The following is a 14,339-nucleotide window of genomic DNA, read 5'->3' as shown; positions in this document are numbered from 1 at the left end:
CGGGCGGGAAGGGGAGCCGGGTTGTGCGTGTTGATTACATGTTGAGCGTGCCGGTGTTCACCACGGGCTGGGCCGTGTCGTCGCCGCAGAGCACCACCATGAGGTTGCTCACCATGGCCGCCTTCTTGTCGTCGTCGAGCTCTATCACCTGCTCCTCGGCGAGCTTGTCGATGGCCATCTTGACCATGGAGACGGCTCCCTCCACGATTTTCTCTCGCGCCGTGATGATGGCGGAGGCCTGCTGGCGGCGCAGCATGACGGCCGCTATCTCAGGGGCATAGGCCAGATAGTTGATGCGAGCCTCTACGACCTCGATGCCGGCAAGGTCGAGCCGTTCCTTCAGTTCATGCTCCAGCACCTCGTTGAGCTTGTCGCCGCCCCCGCGGAGGGTGGTCTCCGAGGCCTTGCCGTCCTCGTCGTCGTAGGCATAGAGGCCGGCCACCTTGCGCAGGGCAGCGTCGCCCTGTATCTTCACGAAGTTCTCATAGAAGCGCATCAGGGCACCCGAAGCCTGGCCTAAGCCCGCGCTCTGCGTCTGCTGGGCGTCGATGTCGAAGGTGGCCTTGTAGGTGTCCTTGAGCCGCCACACCATCACCTGGCCTATCATCACGGGGTTGCCGATCTTGTCGTTCACCTTGATGGGCTGTGCGTCGAGGTTGCGGGCGCGCAGCGAGAGCTTCTTGGTGGTGATGAAGGGGTTTACCCAGAAGAAACCCGTCTGCGTGAAGGTGCCCCGGTATTTGCCGAAGAACATCATCACGCGGGCCTCGTTGGGCTCGAGCATCATGAATCCTCCGAGCGCAACCAGGTCGCAGACGAAGAGCACGACGCTGACAGCCGTCAGCACGGTCATGCCCGTATTCAGGCACTCGCAGTTGTAGACGAAGAGCACGAGGCTCAATGCCAAGACGGCAATTACCAAGAACAACATCGTGAATCCGTTGAGGGTCTTGCCTTTGAAAGTGAACTCTTGGTTTGTCATAATTCCGGTCTTTTAGGTTTGTAAGCTGTTGATATCATTTTGATATCGCAAATATATCATTCGTTTTTGAAACCGACAATACCCCCGCCGATTATTTAACAGAGTTTAACTTGCTGTTTCCGGTTGGTCGGGAATATACCTGATATAAAAGGGAATATACCTTAATATAAAATAGGAAACCATGGAATATAAAGCAGACAGCCGTAGACTGCTCGACAAAATCGGCGAGATTGTCGGACAAAATCGGCGAAATCATCGCACAAAATCGCCGATTTTGTCAAACGGGCAACGGCTTGCAGCCACGAAGCGGATGGCATCCTGTCCACCCGCCACATGCGCAGTCCACGGCAGCCGACCGGCATCCGCAGGGCAAGGCTCCTGCTCCAAGGGCGACCCGTGCAGAAAGGCCGGCGGTACTGACCCGCCCTGAAAATACCTGACAACCGCGACGGCTCCGCCCCGTAGCCTCCCATCCCCTTCCTCCCAAGGCCTTCCGCGGCGGTTGTAAACATTCTTGCCGCCTCTTCTGCGCATACGATTGCACAACTTTTTGCGCATATTTTTCCTTTTTTCTTGCACATTTCAAAAACTTTAATTATCTTTGCACGGATTTACAAACCGATATATATTGTCTAAACTTATATTATATAATTGTGTGAAGTGTGTCGAACGGACAAGACACGCTGTTTTTTCCGCAAATTTGTTGACTGATTATTTGGCCAATCCAAATAATTTGCTAACACACAGGCACTACTGGCGTAGACTTACTTCCGCACACTTATCCCTACGCGCGAGGGAGGCGGCGCAATTCCTTTCGGCAAAGGACTCCACGGAGATTCCCTTGCCGGGATTTCTGCGTGTTTTTCCAAAATCTCATCATTTGATATAAGACAGAATCCTTAACAGCTAATCAGCCATGGGAATACAGAAAATCGTAGAGTTATAAATTATACATTATAATATTTTTAAGAAAATGAAGCAGACTAAACTTTTATTATTGCTGTTGCTGGCATTAGTCATGTCGGCGACAGGGGCATTTGCCCAAACGGTGGGAACAAGATTCGATGTCGGCACCGTTACCTATGAGATTACCGTCAAGGATCTTCAGCATCCTGAAAACAACAAGGTCGGAGTTTTCCATGTAGGAGGAAGTGGTACGGTAACAATTCCAAACAAGGTACGGAATGAGACAGACCATGAGTATTATTATGTTACTACCGTCATTCCATGGGAAAGCAATCAGATCTCTGATGGTGTGACGGAGATGGTTCTACCGGAGGGGCTGGTTGACATTCCGGCAGGAAGCTTCCGCCAGTGTGGTAAAATCCAGAGTATTACCATTCCTTCTACTTGTACTTCAATCGGCACACAGAGCTTTATGTCCAGTGGGTCACTCACTGAGTTCAAGGTGAACGATGGAGGCAATTCTTTTAAGGCAGAGAATGGTGTTTTGCTTAGCAAGGATGGGTCAACGCTTGTCTGCTATCCTTCGGGTAAGGGTGGAGATTATACCATTCCAAGCACCGTTACGACTGTAAACTCCTATGCCTTCTCACAGGCAACTAAAATAGGAACGCTTACGATTCCTGCTTCGGTAGAGAATATGACTTTTAATGATGACGGCTCATCAATAATGACAACGGCAGACCATATAAAGGTGGATGCCGGCAATACGAAATTCTGTGATATAGACGGTGTCCTGTGTTCCAAGGACAAGAAGACGCTGCTGAGCTATCCCGCCCGCCGTTCCGATGGACTCAATGATGCTGACTATACAATTCCTGAAGGTGTTACTACCATAGCGCCACGTGCCTTCTATGTGGGCAGCATCAAGTCGGTGGACTTCAACGATGTGCAGACGATAGGAAACTCTGCCTTCGAGTTCTCCTATGGTCTTAGGTCAGTCCATATAGGTGATAAGGTAAACAAGATAGAAGAAGCTGCGTTCACCGGATGTGGCAGATTAGCCAGTATCACGGTAGATGATGCCAACAACTATTTTAAGGCAGAGGACAATGTGCTGTTCACCAAGGACGGCACGCACCTGATGCTCTGTGTAGCCACAAAGACCGGAGACTATGTCGTTCCCGAGAGCGTTACGGAGATTGACGGACATGCTTTCTATGAGACAACAGCCATCGGCAAAGTCACCATCTCCAAGAATGTGAAGAACATAGGCTCTGACGCTTTCGGATACAGTGGTGTTACGGGTATTGATTTTGCGGCGGGCAGCCAGCTTGAGACTATTGGCCGACAGGCCTTCGCCCACACAACTCATCTGACAGATCTCACGCTTCCAGCCTCGGTGAAGAATATCGAGGGCAATGGTTTCTCCTATTCTGAGAAGTTGCAGAGTGTCACCATTGAAGATAATTCACAGCTTGTGAAAATGGGTGATAATTGCTTCTCAAACAATCCAGAGCTGACGACATTCCAGTTCGCTGGCAGCACGAAGCTCACTACTGTCCCTACAGGAATCTTCGCCAATGACCCCAAATTGACAAGTTTCGAGGTGCCTGCCACCGTCACGGAAATCAAAGCCAATGCTTTCCAGAACACACCGCAGCTGGAGTCAGTCACTTTCGCTACACCGGCTTCCATTACGACTATCGGTGAGAACTCATTCGCACAGTCTGGTATCAAGAGCATCGAGATTCCAAATACTGTGACAGCCATAAAGAAGCAGGCCTTTGACAACTGCAAGGGACTGGAGACCGTAGAGATTCCTGCCAGTGTTGCCACTATCGAGACGGGAACGTTCAATATGTGTGATAACCTGACAGCTATCCATGTGAACGATGGTAATCCGAAATATTCTTCGCTTGACGGCATGCTCTGTGACAAGAACAGGAAGAAGCTCGTTACATTCCCGGCTGGCAAGGCTGACACGAAATATACGCTCGTTCCTTATTTTGAGGAAGTTGCATCCTATGCTTTCTATGGAAGTGACAAGGTGTCGAACATCACTTTCCCCAAAAGTGTCACAACCATCGGCCAGCGTGCCATCGCCCTCTGTGATAATCTGAAGTCGCTCAGCTTCATGGGCGAGGACAAAGTCCCGGTATTGACAGCAGACATCATGTACGAGTCGGGCAATACCAAGGATGTGACTGTCTATGTCCGCAAGAAATGGTATGAGAACACGGCTAATGATGCAGCCATTACGAATTACAACAATGTCTTCAAGGAAGTGCATCCTTCATTTGTAAGCTCAAAGGGCTACGACCGCGGCACGGAGTTTTTCCCGACTTCCACAACTCACGTGGGTGCCATCAGCTTCTATAACGAGCGCACATCGGTCATCCTTGACAAAACTGCAACGGAAGATGCCACAACAACTCCAGACCGTTTCGGCAAGACTTTCCCAGAGAAGACCTATGAGGTGAGCAGCGTTCTCGATTTCGCTTACGAGAACACCAGTACGGTCAAGGCTATCGTCTCACTTGCCGATATGAGCTACATCGGTATGAATGCTTTCAAGGGCAGCAGCATTGAGGATCTTTATTTTGTAGGTGACATACCAGGTGAACTTGGCTCTGTAGAATACGAGCAGCCAGGAAGCTATTCATTCAAGAACGGACAGAACATCTATGTAAAGCGTAGTAGGGTAAGTGATTATAATAGCAAATGGGAAATTGATGACCACACGCTGAACATCACGGCGGAAATTCCGCAGGCAACCAACCGTTACGGCGCCACACGCTGCTATCCCTTTGACACGCAGTATAACAACGGCGGCGATGTAAGGCCCTACCTGCCCGTAGACTTCAGCCGCATGTCTCCCGCTTATCCATATGCCAAGGCACGACGCATCGACGACGGCTATGTACCTGCCAACCTCGGCGTGCTACTCCACAGCGTGAACGCCGCCACGGCAGACTCCTACTGCGAGATGACCGACGAGCAGGACCACCACGCGGTGAACGACCCCTCGGGCATGTATTCCGAAGCCGGCTACAAGATGGTGGGCGTGCTGGAAGACACCCAGGTGATGAGCGACGCCGGCAACCACCTCTATGCTTTCAGTAAGGGTCAGGGGAAGTTCCTTAAGATCAAGGAGAACCCTGGTAACAAGATGCCCTACTTCAGCGCCTATCTGAAGCTCGACGGCAACAACCAGGCCAAGGCCTTCTCATTCCGCTTCGACGACGAGAGCTCGTCGGTTACGGGCATCGAAGGCATCGCGACAGAGGAGCAGGGCGACGACGCACCCTACTATAACCTGAACGGCATCCGGGTAGAGCACCCCCAAAAGGGCGTATACATCCACAATGGCAAGAAAGTAATCATCAAATAAACTCACAAAGGACATGAAAAAGAAAGAATATATACAGCCGCAGACAGAGGTAATCATCATGAACGGCGACTCGCTGATGGACGGCGAGTGGTGGAGCGTAGGGGTGAACCCCGACGAAGAGATCGAGGACGACGACATCGGCGCCAAGCCGAATCCCTTCGGCGACGATAGCTGGGCGGGCTACCAGCCGTGGGAAGACTAAGCCCGCAGAAAGTCTATCACTAACTATAGTAAACATATGAAACAGATGAAAAAATCCTACATGGAGCCGGCAGCCGAGATCCACTGCCTGAAGTCAGAGCAGATGATGCAGGCGTTCACGCAAGTGGATAACGACGGCGAAGGCGGAGAGGAGCCGGTGCCCATCATCCCCGGTGATCCCCCGGGAGGAATCGGCGCCAAGCCGAATCCCGCCGGAGGCGACGACAGTTGGGAGGACTAACGCCCGCCTGACCAATAAGCAACATTCAGAGTGAACCCGCTTCACTCTCCCTGACAACGATGCGTGGAACGGAAGCAGAATCCGCTCCACGCATTTTCTTTAACGGCTCTCCCCTGGTGGGCAGAGTATGAAGTCATTGTATCTTTGCAGGACATAGGCAACCATTAAATCCTGCAAGTTAGGAATCCCTAAACATTCCCCCTTTTCCTTTTAGCGGCTAAAAGGAAAGTAAAAGGCGGCTAAAAGGAGAGTAAAAGGCGGCTAAAAGGAGAGCTTCTAACGGCCTTTTACTTTTGCCCCGGCGGAAGGCGCCGAAAGTGATGGAAATGAGAGAATCAGGCAGAATCAAATGAAAGTTCGGAAATTCTGCAAATATTCCGCCGATTTTCCTTATCTTTGCATGCGGAAAGGAGACGCCCGGAAACTCCCTCCGGGAGACCGGCCTCCATGAAACAAGACTTAAGAAAGAGACAAGAGGCTACAAGATGGACAGAAAGACAGCGCTTCTCGGCATGACGCCCGACGAGCTCAAGGGCGTGGCCCGTGAGCTCGGGATGCCCGCCTTTGCCGGCGGACAGATGGCGAAATGGCTCTACCGGCACCGCGTGAGGAGCGTCGACGCGATGACCGACCTCCCGAAGGCCGCACGCGCGCGGCTCGGCGAGGCCTACGAGATCGGCTGTGCCGCCCCCGTGGACGCGCAGCGCTCCAAGGACGGCACCGTGAAGTATCTCTTCCCCACGCGGGAGGGGCGCTTCGTGGAGGCCGTCTTCATACCCGACGCCGACCGCGCCACGCTCTGCGTCTCCTGCCAGGTGGGCTGCAAGATGAACTGCCTCTTCTGCCAGACCGGCAAGCAGGGGTTCGAGGGCAACCTCTCGGCTGTAGACATCCTCAACCAGGCCTACTCCCTGCCCGAGGCCGGGAGGCTCACCAACATCGTCTTCATGGGGCAGGGCGAGCCCATGGACAACCTCGACGCCGTGCTCCGGGCCACCGCCGTGCTCACCGCCCCCTACGGATGGGCGTGGAGCCCGCGGCGCATCACCGTGTCGAGCGTGGGCGTGAGGGGCAGGCTGCGGCGGTTCCTCGACGAGAGCGACTGCCATGTGGCCATCAGCCTCCACTCTCCCCTGCCCGGCCAGCGCGCCGAGCTCATGCCCGCCCAGCGGGGCATGCCCATCGGGGAAATCGTGGAACTGCTCCGCAACTACGACTTCTCCCGCCAGCGGCGGCTCTCGTTCGAGTACATCGTCTTCGGCGGCCTCAACGACTCTCAGGCTCACGCCCGCGAGATCGTGAAGCTCCTGAAAGGCCTCGACTGCCGCGTAAACCTCATACGATTCCACCAGATACCGGGCGTGCCGCTCCGCGGAGCCGGCGAGGAGACGATGGAAGCCTTCCGCGACTACCTGACCCGCCACGGCATCTTCACCACCATACGCGCCTCACGGGGGCAGGACATCTTTGCCGCCTGCGGACTGCTGAGCACCGCGAAAAGGACGGGAGGGCTCAGGCCATGAACCGCACGCCCATCCTCCTCACGGCCCTGCTGCTCCTCGCCGCGTGCGGCAATCGCCGGCCGGCCGAGCACGCCATGAGCAGCATGAAGCCCTACGAGGTGCTCGTGGTGGGCGACAGCGCGAATGCCATCGCCGACTACCTGAGCCGCCCCTGCAGGGAACTGCCGCAGGAGGAGCCGATGTATGATGTGGTGAGCATCAAGGCCGAGGACTTCAAGGGCAGCTACCGGCTCGCGCGCAGCATCGTCGTCTACACGAGGGGCACCCGCCACGACTGGGATATCAAGGACAATGTCTACACGCGGCCGCAGCGAGTGGTCTACGCCAACAAGGACAACATCTGGATCGCCGAGCCGTTCATCGACCAATTCGAGCACCAGCAGGCCGTGAAGGAGCTCCGCCGCAAGCACAATCCCAAGGCCGGGGCCTTGGTGCAGAAGATGTTTGGCATAAAGAAGTTTATCCCGGTCGATATGCGATCGAGCAAACAAGGGAAGGACTTCCTCTGGCTCTCCGACAACGGAACCCTTGCCACGAAGAATCTCGTTTTCATACGGTTGCGGGGGCAATGTCCCTATTACCATCTGGGCGACTTCATCGGTCCTGCCGTGAAGGCCTTCCCCGAGGTATTACAGCGCGTGGACAGCTGCCTCAAGGCCAACATCCGGGGCGAGGAAGACAACATGCGGATGCATATGAACCGCTCCACCGTGATGACGAGGCAGGACAAGATGCTCGACCTGTACTTCCACGGGCTCTGGGAAATGGAGAACGACATCATGGGAGGCCCGTTCTTCGCCCACCTCACAAACCGCCGCGACGGCACCATGCTCGTGGAGCTGGCCTTCGTCTATGCTCCCGGGCAGAAGAAGCGCAATCTCATCAGGCAGCTTGAGGCGGTGGTGTATGATTATTGAGGAGCAACACCTCTCCCCAACCCTCCCCCAAGGGGAGGGTTGGGGAGAGGTAATAATTAAAGAATAAAAAGCCTATGGCATCCTCCCGCCTTTCACCCTCTTAATATCCCCTCCCCTTTGGGGAGGGTCAGGGAGAGGTGTTTCCCTGCAGGGGAGGGCTGGGGAGAGGCCGTAGGAGGGAGATATAACATAATTAAAAACTATCCTATGGAACAAAGAAAGATTCGTGTGGCCATCACACACGGCGACACCAACGGCGTCGGATACGAACTGATTTTTAAAACATTCTCAGACCCCACGATGCTGGAGCTCTGTACGCCTATCATCTACGGCTCGCCCAAAGTGGCTGCCTACCATCGTAACGCACTGGGCATAGAGGCCAGCTTCTCTATCATCGAGCGGGCGGAGGAAGCCCGCGAAGGGCGCGTGAACATGCTCACGGCCTGCGACGAGGAGGTGAAGGTGGAAATAGGTTCGGCTTCGCAGGAGGCCGGGCATGCCTCGCTCATGGCTCTCGACCGTGCCATCACCGACTATCGCGACGGCCTGTTCGATGTGCTCGTAACCTGTCCCGTCAACGATGCCAGCATCCAGGGCGCAGGCTTCCAGTTCAAGGGGCAGACGGCCTATATCGAGGAGTGCTTCAACGACGACACACATCCTATGACCATCCTGCAGAACGAGCAGCTGCGCATGGGCATCCTCACCGAGGACATGCCGCTGAAAGAGGTGGCTGCCGCCATCACGAAGGAGAATGTCGTCGGGAAGATCAAGACTTTCGCGACCTGCCTGAAGCGCGACTACTCCATCTCCTGCCCACGCGTCGCCGTGCTCTCGCTGAACCCGGGAGCCGGCAAGGAGGAAGACGAGGTCATCAGAAAGGCCATCGGAGAGTTCAACGAAGAGAGCCTCTGTGCCTTCGGTCCCTATGCCGCTGACGACTTCTTTGCCAACGGCGACTACCGCAACTTCGACGGCGTGCTGGCCATGTATCACGACCAAGGCATGGCACCCTTCGCCGCCCTCACCATCGAGAGCAGCGAGCAGTTGCTTACCGGGCTGCCCATCGTCTGCACCGCGCCCAATCAAGGCGTGCAGTACAGCCTTGCCGGCAAGGATGCGGCGAACGAAAACTCCTTGCGCCATGCCATCTTCCTGGCCATCGATGTGTTCCGCAACCGCGAGTGTTACGACGAGCCGATGGCTCACCCGCTGCCGAAGCTCTACCGCGAACGCCGCGACGAGAGCGAGAAGGTGCGCTTCGCCATTCCCAAGAAGCACGAGAATGCCATCAAGGAGCGCGCCGAGAAGCCGCAGGGGGCACGGGACGGAAAGCCCAGGGAAACGGCAGCCGAATAAGCCATGAGCAGAAAATACCAGAACGCCTTCTTCGCCTTCGGGCTCGTGGTGCTTGCCGTAATGGTTACGCAGCTCTCCTTTGCCGAAGTGTGGCAGGGACTGCAACATGCGGGCTACTGGTTCTTCGCCGTGGTAGCCCTGTGGGCATTTCTCTACCTGTTCAACGCATCGGCGTGGTGGCTCATCATCCGTTCACAGGACGACGGTCGCCGTCGCGTGGGCTTCTGGTGGGTCTACAAGCTCACGATATCGGGCTTCGCCCTCAACTATGCCACCCCCGGCGGCCTGATGGGCGGCGAACCCTACCGCATCATGGAGCTCGCGCCCGTCGTGGGCACGGAGCGGGCCTCCTCGTCGGTCATCCTCTACGCGATGACCCACATCTTCAGCCACTTCTGGTTCTGGCTCATCTCGATATTCCTCTTCGTCCTCACGCAGCATGTATCGGTGTTCATGGCCGCCTTGCTCACCCTCACGGGAGCCTTCTGCCTGCTGGGCATCTGGTTCTTCGCCACGGGTTACAAGAAGGGCTTCGCCAACCGGCTGCTGCAGGTGCTGCGCCATCTCCCGCTGGTGAAGAAGTGGGCCGTGCCCTTTGTGGAGCACCACAAGCAGCAGCTCGACACCATCGACGCACAGATAGCCGCCCTGCACGAGCAGAATCCCAAGACCTTCTACTCCGCGGTGTGCCTCGAACTGGGGTGCCGCATCTGCTCCGCCACTGAGATTTTCTTCATCCTGCTCGTACTGCTTCCGACCGTAAACTATGTTCAGTGCATTCTCATCCTGGCCTTCACCTCGCTGTTTGCCAACCTGCTCTTCTTCATGCCCCTGCAACTGGGCGGCCGCGAGGGTGGCTTCCTGATGTCGAGCACGGGTCTCGGACTCACGGCCAGCGCAGGCATCTTCGTGGCCTTGATTGTAAGACTAAGAGAGCTCGTGTGGACGGGCATCGGACTCCTGCTCATCAAGCTCGACAAGAAAAAAACTTAAAAAGTCTGCCAAAATTGCAGCTATCTCATAAAAAATGCGTAATTTTGTCATCCAATGAATACGACCGAACTGCAAAGAATCAAGCAGAGATACAACATCGTGGGTAACAGCGACGGTCTGAACCATGCCCTCGATGTGGCCCTGCAGGTGGCACCAACCGACCTCAGCGTGCTCATCGTGGGCGAGAGCGGAGTGGGCAAGGAAATTATTCCCCGCCTGATTCACGACAACTCGCCCCGCAGGCGCGAGAAATACTTCGCCATCAACTGCGGCTCCATTCCCGAGGGCACCATCGACAGCGAGCTCTTCGGCCACGAGAAAGGCTCCTTCACGGGAGCCGTCGGCGAGAGCGAGGGATACTTCGGCATAGCCAACAAGGGCACCATCTTCCTCGACGAGGTGGGCGAGCTGCCCATGGCCACGCAGGCCCGCCTGCTGCGGGTGCTGGAGACGGGCGAATACATCCGCGTGGGCGGCACCAAGATCATGAAGACCGATGTGCGCATCGTGGCGGCCACGAATGTAAACATCAGCAAGGCCATCCGTGAGGGCCGGTTCCGTGAAGACCTCTACTACCGCCTGAACACCATTCCCATCCAGATGCCGCCGCTGCGCGACCGCGGCCAGGACATCCTGTTGCTCTTCCGCCTCTTCGCCATGCAGATGGCCGAAAAGTACAGGCTGCCGAAGATATCGCTCACCGACGAGGCCAAGCAGCTCATGCTCGGCTACAAGTGGCCGGGCAATGTGCGCCAGCTGAAGAACATCACCGAGCAGATGTCGGTGCTTAGTCCTTCGCGCGAGATCAGCGGCGAGATACTCTCCCGCTACATCCCGCACGACCCGGAGAGCACGGAACTCGCCCCCGTGGGCAAGGGCGGAAGCCACTCCTACGAGAATGAGCGGGAGCTGCTCTACAAGATTCTCTACGAACTGCGCGGCAATGTGTCGGACCTCAGGCGCGACATGAGCTCGCTGCGCAAGCAGATCGACGAGGCACGGGGACTCAACGGGGCCACGGGATTCCAGAATCCCATCATCGCTCCCACCGACCACGGCATGACCGGTCTGCAGCCGCCTGCGCTACAGCCGCAGCCCCTCGACGCCGAAGCCGAACTCATAGAAGCCGAAGAGGAAAATGGAGACCTGAACCTGACGAGCCTCGGACGGCAGATGGTGGAGAAGGCTCTCCGCATGGCCAACGGCAACCGCAAGAAAGCCGCCACGGCCCTCGGCATCTCCGACCGCACGCTCTACCGCCGCATCAAGCAGTACGGCCTGTAGGAAGACTGCGAATTAGGGATTATGGACTAAGAATTAAAGATTAACGAGATACCTCATGGCGAATCGCAACTTACCCACCGACCACCTGCCGACAATGCGCGCGCACCACGCAGGACGGACACTCCGCACTATCCTGACGCTCCTTGTCGGAGGGCTGGCAATGCTGCTGTCGTCATGTGCCTTCAAAGGCTACAGCTTCAACGGAGCCAGCATCGACTACTCCAAGACGAAGACCATCACCATCGCCGACTTCCCCATCCGCTCCAGCTATGTGTGGGGTCCCATGGCTCCCATCTTCAACAACGCGCTGAAGGATGAGTTCGCCAACCACACCAAGCTCATCCAGGTGCGCAGGAACGGCGACCTGAAGATAGAAGGCGAAATCACGCAATACTCGCAGCGCAACAAGTCGGTGTCGTCGGAGGGATACTCCGCGCAGACCGAGCTCTCGATGACCGTTACCGTGCGCTTCACCAACAATGTGAACCACCAGGAAGACTTCGAGCAGCAATTCACCGCCACGCAGGTCTACGAGACCACGCAGAGCCTCTCGTCGGTGCAGGAGGAACTCGTAACCCAGATGTGCAAAGACCTCGTGGACCAGATATTCAACGCCACCGTGGCCAACTGGTAAATACAGACAAGGGAAAATATGGACTTAGTGCAACTCATCAAACATCCCGAGCTCATGGACAAGGAGACCCTCTACGATCTCCGAAGCCTCATCGCACTCTATCCATACTATCAGACCGCACGCCTGCTCATGCTGCAGAACCTCTACATCCTGCACGACCCCACCTTCGACGAGGAGCTGCGCAAGGCCGCCATCTACATTACCGACCGCAAGGTAATCTTCAACCTCGTGGAGGCAGCCCACTACAAGCTGCGCAACCAGCCGTCGGCCCGTAAGGCCGCGACAACTCCGAGAGCCAAGGAGGAAACCGCTGAAGACCGCACGGCCATGCTCATCGACAGCTTCCTCGACACCATCCCCGTAGAGAGCGAGGAAGAGAAAGCCGGCCGCAAGAAGCGCAAACCCACGCCCGCCGATGCCACCACCGACTATGTGAGCTACCTGCTCGAAATCGAGGAGGCGGCTCCCGCCGACACTCCGCTCATGAAGGGACAGGCACTCATCGACCAGTTCCTCGACCAGTCGGGAGGCAAGATAGAGCTCAGCCAGGAGCCCCAGTACACGCCCGAAATCGACGACACCTCCGAGGACGACAGCGAGAGCAACGCCACCTATTATACCGAGACGCTTGCCCGGATTTACATCCAACAGGGCAAATATCAGCGCGCTTTGGAAATTATTAAGCATTTAAATTTGAATAATTCGAAAAAAAGTGCTTACTTTGCAGACCAAATGCGATTCCTGCGGAAACTCATCCGCAACGAGAACGCCAAAAATACAGATAAGAATTAAAAATAAAATAGTTTCAAGAAAAGATGGTTTATACATTATTGGTAGTATTTATCGTACTCGTATCGCTCCTGATGATCTTCATCGTGCTCATCCAGGAGTCTAAGGGAGGAGGCCTCTCATCACAGTTCTCCTCGTCCAATCAGATCATGGGCGTCCGCAAGACAACCGACTTCGTAGAGAAAATCACCTGGGGCCTCGCGGCCGCCATGGTCGTACTGAGCATCTTCTGCGCCTACACCGCGCCTCAGGCACAGCACGAGCAGAGCGTATTCGACAACCAGGCTGTGAAGACCGAGACCACCAACCCCGTCAACACGCAGGGCTTCGGCGCAGGCCAAGCCCCCCAGGGCGCACAGCAGGGTGCTCCCGCACAAGGCACGCAGCAGAATGCGCCCGCAGCTCCGAAGCTGCCCGCCACGCCGGCAAAATAAGCGGCAGAGAGAAAAAATATCGGGAAATGTTTGGCTGTTCCAAATATTTCCCGTATCTTTGCACCCGCTTAAGATGATTAGGCAAACCTTTACACGGTGGATGTAGTTCAGTTGGTTAGAGCGTCAGATTGTGGTTCTGAATGTCGTGGGTTCGAGTCCCACCCTCCACCCCACCAAAGAAACAAAGCGGAAATCCCATAGACAAGGGGTCTCCGCTTTTCTTTTGTTCCCACAAAAATAGGAGAACATGGATACGAGTAGCAGTTATAAGTCCGCAAGTAGACATAAAATATTGACTGAAAATTGACTGAGAACCATGGCTTTTCCATCTCCCGTGCGAGAGACTTTTTTACCAGTTCTTACGCGAGTTCGGGATAAGATTACCATGCAAATAGCTCTAATTGTCTTGATTTCTCCACATGCACTGGCAGCGCCTCCGGCTTGTTGTCAAAGAAACAGTAGGCCGCGAGAGCCGAGCATAGGTTCATCATAAAGTTGTGTATGGACCGGTGTCGTGAATGCACGAGGTTGGCCTTGTTCTTGAGCAATTCGTTGATACACTCGATGATGTACCTTTTTCTGAGCATGATCTTGTCCCACATGGGCATGAGCTTATTCTTCATGTTGGCCTTGAGGCCATGCACGAGATGGATGCCCTGGTCGAAGAGATGCTCGAAGAGTGCCT

The 14,339-nt window shown here is 55.4% G+C and carries 14 protein-coding genes and 1 tRNA gene; 12 read left to right on the top strand and 3 right to left on the bottom strand.

The genetic code is table 11. From position 1 onward, the window contains the following. Positions 1-34: 34 nt before the first annotated feature. Positions 35-982 carry an SPFH domain-containing protein gene (locus tag BM114_RS12060; protein WP_092113762.1) on the bottom strand — a complete coding sequence of 316 codons (948 nt, stop codon included), beginning with the start codon at positions 980-982 and terminating at the stop codon, positions 35-37. A 252-nt stretch (positions 983-1,234) separates the two neighbouring features. Then, positions 1,235-1,516: a hypothetical protein gene (locus BM114_RS12055; RefSeq protein WP_177207116.1), complete on the bottom strand. Its 282-nt coding sequence runs from the start codon at positions 1,514-1,516 to the stop codon at positions 1,235-1,237. A 439-nt stretch (positions 1,517-1,955) separates the two neighbouring features. Here BM114_RS12055 and BM114_RS12050 point away from each other — a divergent pair, with 439 nt between their 5' ends. From BM114_RS12050 to BM114_RS11995, 12 genes are all read left to right on the top strand, one after another. After that, positions 1,956-5,279, top strand: coding sequence for a leucine-rich repeat domain-containing protein (locus tag BM114_RS12050; RefSeq protein WP_092113759.1), 3,324 nt, complete (start codon positions 1,956-1,958; stop codon positions 5,277-5,279). 13 nt (positions 5,280-5,292) lie between these two features. Next, positions 5,293-5,481, top strand: coding sequence for a hypothetical protein (locus tag BM114_RS12045; RefSeq protein ID WP_092113757.1), 189 nt, complete (start codon positions 5,293-5,295; stop codon positions 5,479-5,481). A 36-nt stretch (positions 5,482-5,517) separates the two neighbouring features. Further along, positions 5,518-5,721 carry a hypothetical protein gene (locus tag BM114_RS12040; protein ID WP_255406511.1) on the top strand — a complete coding sequence of 68 codons (204 nt, stop codon included), beginning with the start codon at positions 5,518-5,520 and terminating at the stop codon, positions 5,719-5,721. Between the two features lie 485 nt (positions 5,722-6,206). Then, positions 6,207-7,244 carry a dual-specificity RNA methyltransferase RlmN gene (gene rlmN / locus BM114_RS12035; protein WP_092113755.1) on the top strand — a complete coding sequence of 346 codons (1,038 nt, stop codon included), beginning with the start codon at positions 6,207-6,209 and terminating at the stop codon, positions 7,242-7,244. Beyond that, a complete protein-coding gene (locus tag BM114_RS12030; protein WP_092113753.1) occupies positions 7,241-8,161 on the top strand; it encodes a DUF4837 family protein in 921 nt (306 codons plus the stop codon). Before rlmN ends, BM114_RS12030 begins: the two co-directional genes overlap by 4 nt. 207 nt (positions 8,162-8,368) lie before the next feature. After that, positions 8,369-9,520, top strand: coding sequence for a PdxA family dehydrogenase (locus tag BM114_RS12025; RefSeq protein ID WP_092113798.1), 1,152 nt, complete (start codon positions 8,369-8,371; stop codon positions 9,518-9,520). 3 nt (positions 9,521-9,523) lie between these two features. Further along, complete coding sequence (locus tag BM114_RS12020; RefSeq protein ID WP_092113750.1) at positions 9,524-10,513, top strand: lysylphosphatidylglycerol synthase transmembrane domain-containing protein; 990 nt, start codon at positions 9,524-9,526, stop codon at positions 10,511-10,513. A 54-nt stretch (positions 10,514-10,567) separates the two neighbouring features. Next, a complete protein-coding gene (locus BM114_RS12015; protein ID WP_092113748.1) occupies positions 10,568-11,797 on the top strand; it encodes a sigma-54 interaction domain-containing protein in 1,230 nt (409 codons plus the stop codon). 160 nt (positions 11,798-11,957) lie between these two features. Further along, a complete protein-coding gene (gene lptE / locus BM114_RS12010; RefSeq protein ID WP_255406512.1) occupies positions 11,958-12,431 on the top strand; it encodes an LPS assembly lipoprotein LptE in 474 nt (157 codons plus the stop codon). A gap of 18 nt (positions 12,432-12,449) precedes the next feature. Next, on the top strand, positions 12,450-13,223 hold the full coding sequence (locus tag BM114_RS12005) for a hypothetical protein (RefSeq protein ID WP_092113744.1): 774 nt from the start codon (positions 12,450-12,452) through the stop codon (positions 13,221-13,223). Positions 13,224-13,246: 23 nt separating this feature from the next. Further along, positions 13,247-13,654 carry a preprotein translocase subunit SecG gene (gene secG, locus BM114_RS12000; protein ID WP_092113741.1) on the top strand — a complete coding sequence of 136 codons (408 nt, stop codon included), beginning with the start codon at positions 13,247-13,249 and terminating at the stop codon, positions 13,652-13,654. A gap of 96 nt (positions 13,655-13,750) precedes the next feature. Beyond that, positions 13,751-13,827: transfer RNA gene (locus tag BM114_RS11995), tRNA-His, on the top strand. 207 nt (positions 13,828-14,034) lie between these two features. On the opposite strand, the gene BM114_RS11990 is transcribed toward BM114_RS11995, so the two are convergent. Further along, positions 14,035-14,339 (bottom strand): transposase (locus BM114_RS11990; protein ID WP_218151491.1); only part of this gene is annotated, 305 nt, incomplete at its 5' end.

Origin of the sequence: Prevotella sp. KH2C16, assembly GCF_900113305.1 — a bacterium.
In the GTDB taxonomy this organism is placed as follows: domain Bacteria; phylum Bacteroidota; class Bacteroidia; order Bacteroidales; family Bacteroidaceae; genus Prevotella.
Note: the sequence above shows the minus strand (reverse complement) of the source record. Positions and strands in the feature narration are given on the sequence as shown.

Coding starts and splice junctions, on each gene's coding strand:
- BM114_RS12030 (WP_092113753.1), top strand. CDS start 7,241: ATGAACCGCACGCCCATCCTCCTCACGGCCCTGCTGCTCCTCGCCGCG.
- BM114_RS12060 (WP_092113762.1), bottom strand. CDS start 982: ATGACAAACCAAGAGTTCACTTTCAAAGGCAAGACCCTCAACGGATTC.
- BM114_RS12005 (WP_092113744.1), top strand. CDS start 12,450: ATGGACTTAGTGCAACTCATCAAACATCCCGAGCTCATGGACAAGGAG.
- BM114_RS12020 (WP_092113750.1), top strand. CDS start 9,524: ATGAGCAGAAAATACCAGAACGCCTTCTTCGCCTTCGGGCTCGTGGTG.
- secG (WP_092113741.1), top strand. CDS start 13,247: ATGGTTTATACATTATTGGTAGTATTTATCGTACTCGTATCGCTCCTG.
- BM114_RS12045 (WP_092113757.1), top strand. CDS start 5,293: ATGAAAAAGAAAGAATATATACAGCCGCAGACAGAGGTAATCATCATG.
- lptE (WP_255406512.1), top strand. CDS start 11,958: ATGCTGCTGTCGTCATGTGCCTTCAAAGGCTACAGCTTCAACGGAGCC.
- BM114_RS12025 (WP_092113798.1), top strand. CDS start 8,369: ATGGAACAAAGAAAGATTCGTGTGGCCATCACACACGGCGACACCAAC.
- BM114_RS12055 (WP_177207116.1), bottom strand. CDS start 1,516: ATGCGCAGAAGAGGCGGCAAGAATGTTTACAACCGCCGCGGAAGGCCT.
- BM114_RS12050 (WP_092113759.1), top strand. CDS start 1,956: ATGAAGCAGACTAAACTTTTATTATTGCTGTTGCTGGCATTAGTCATG.
- BM114_RS12040 (WP_255406511.1), top strand. CDS start 5,518: ATGAAACAGATGAAAAAATCCTACATGGAGCCGGCAGCCGAGATCCAC.
- rlmN (WP_092113755.1), top strand. CDS start 6,207: ATGGACAGAAAGACAGCGCTTCTCGGCATGACGCCCGACGAGCTCAAG.
- BM114_RS12015 (WP_092113748.1), top strand. CDS start 10,568: ATGAATACGACCGAACTGCAAAGAATCAAGCAGAGATACAACATCGTG.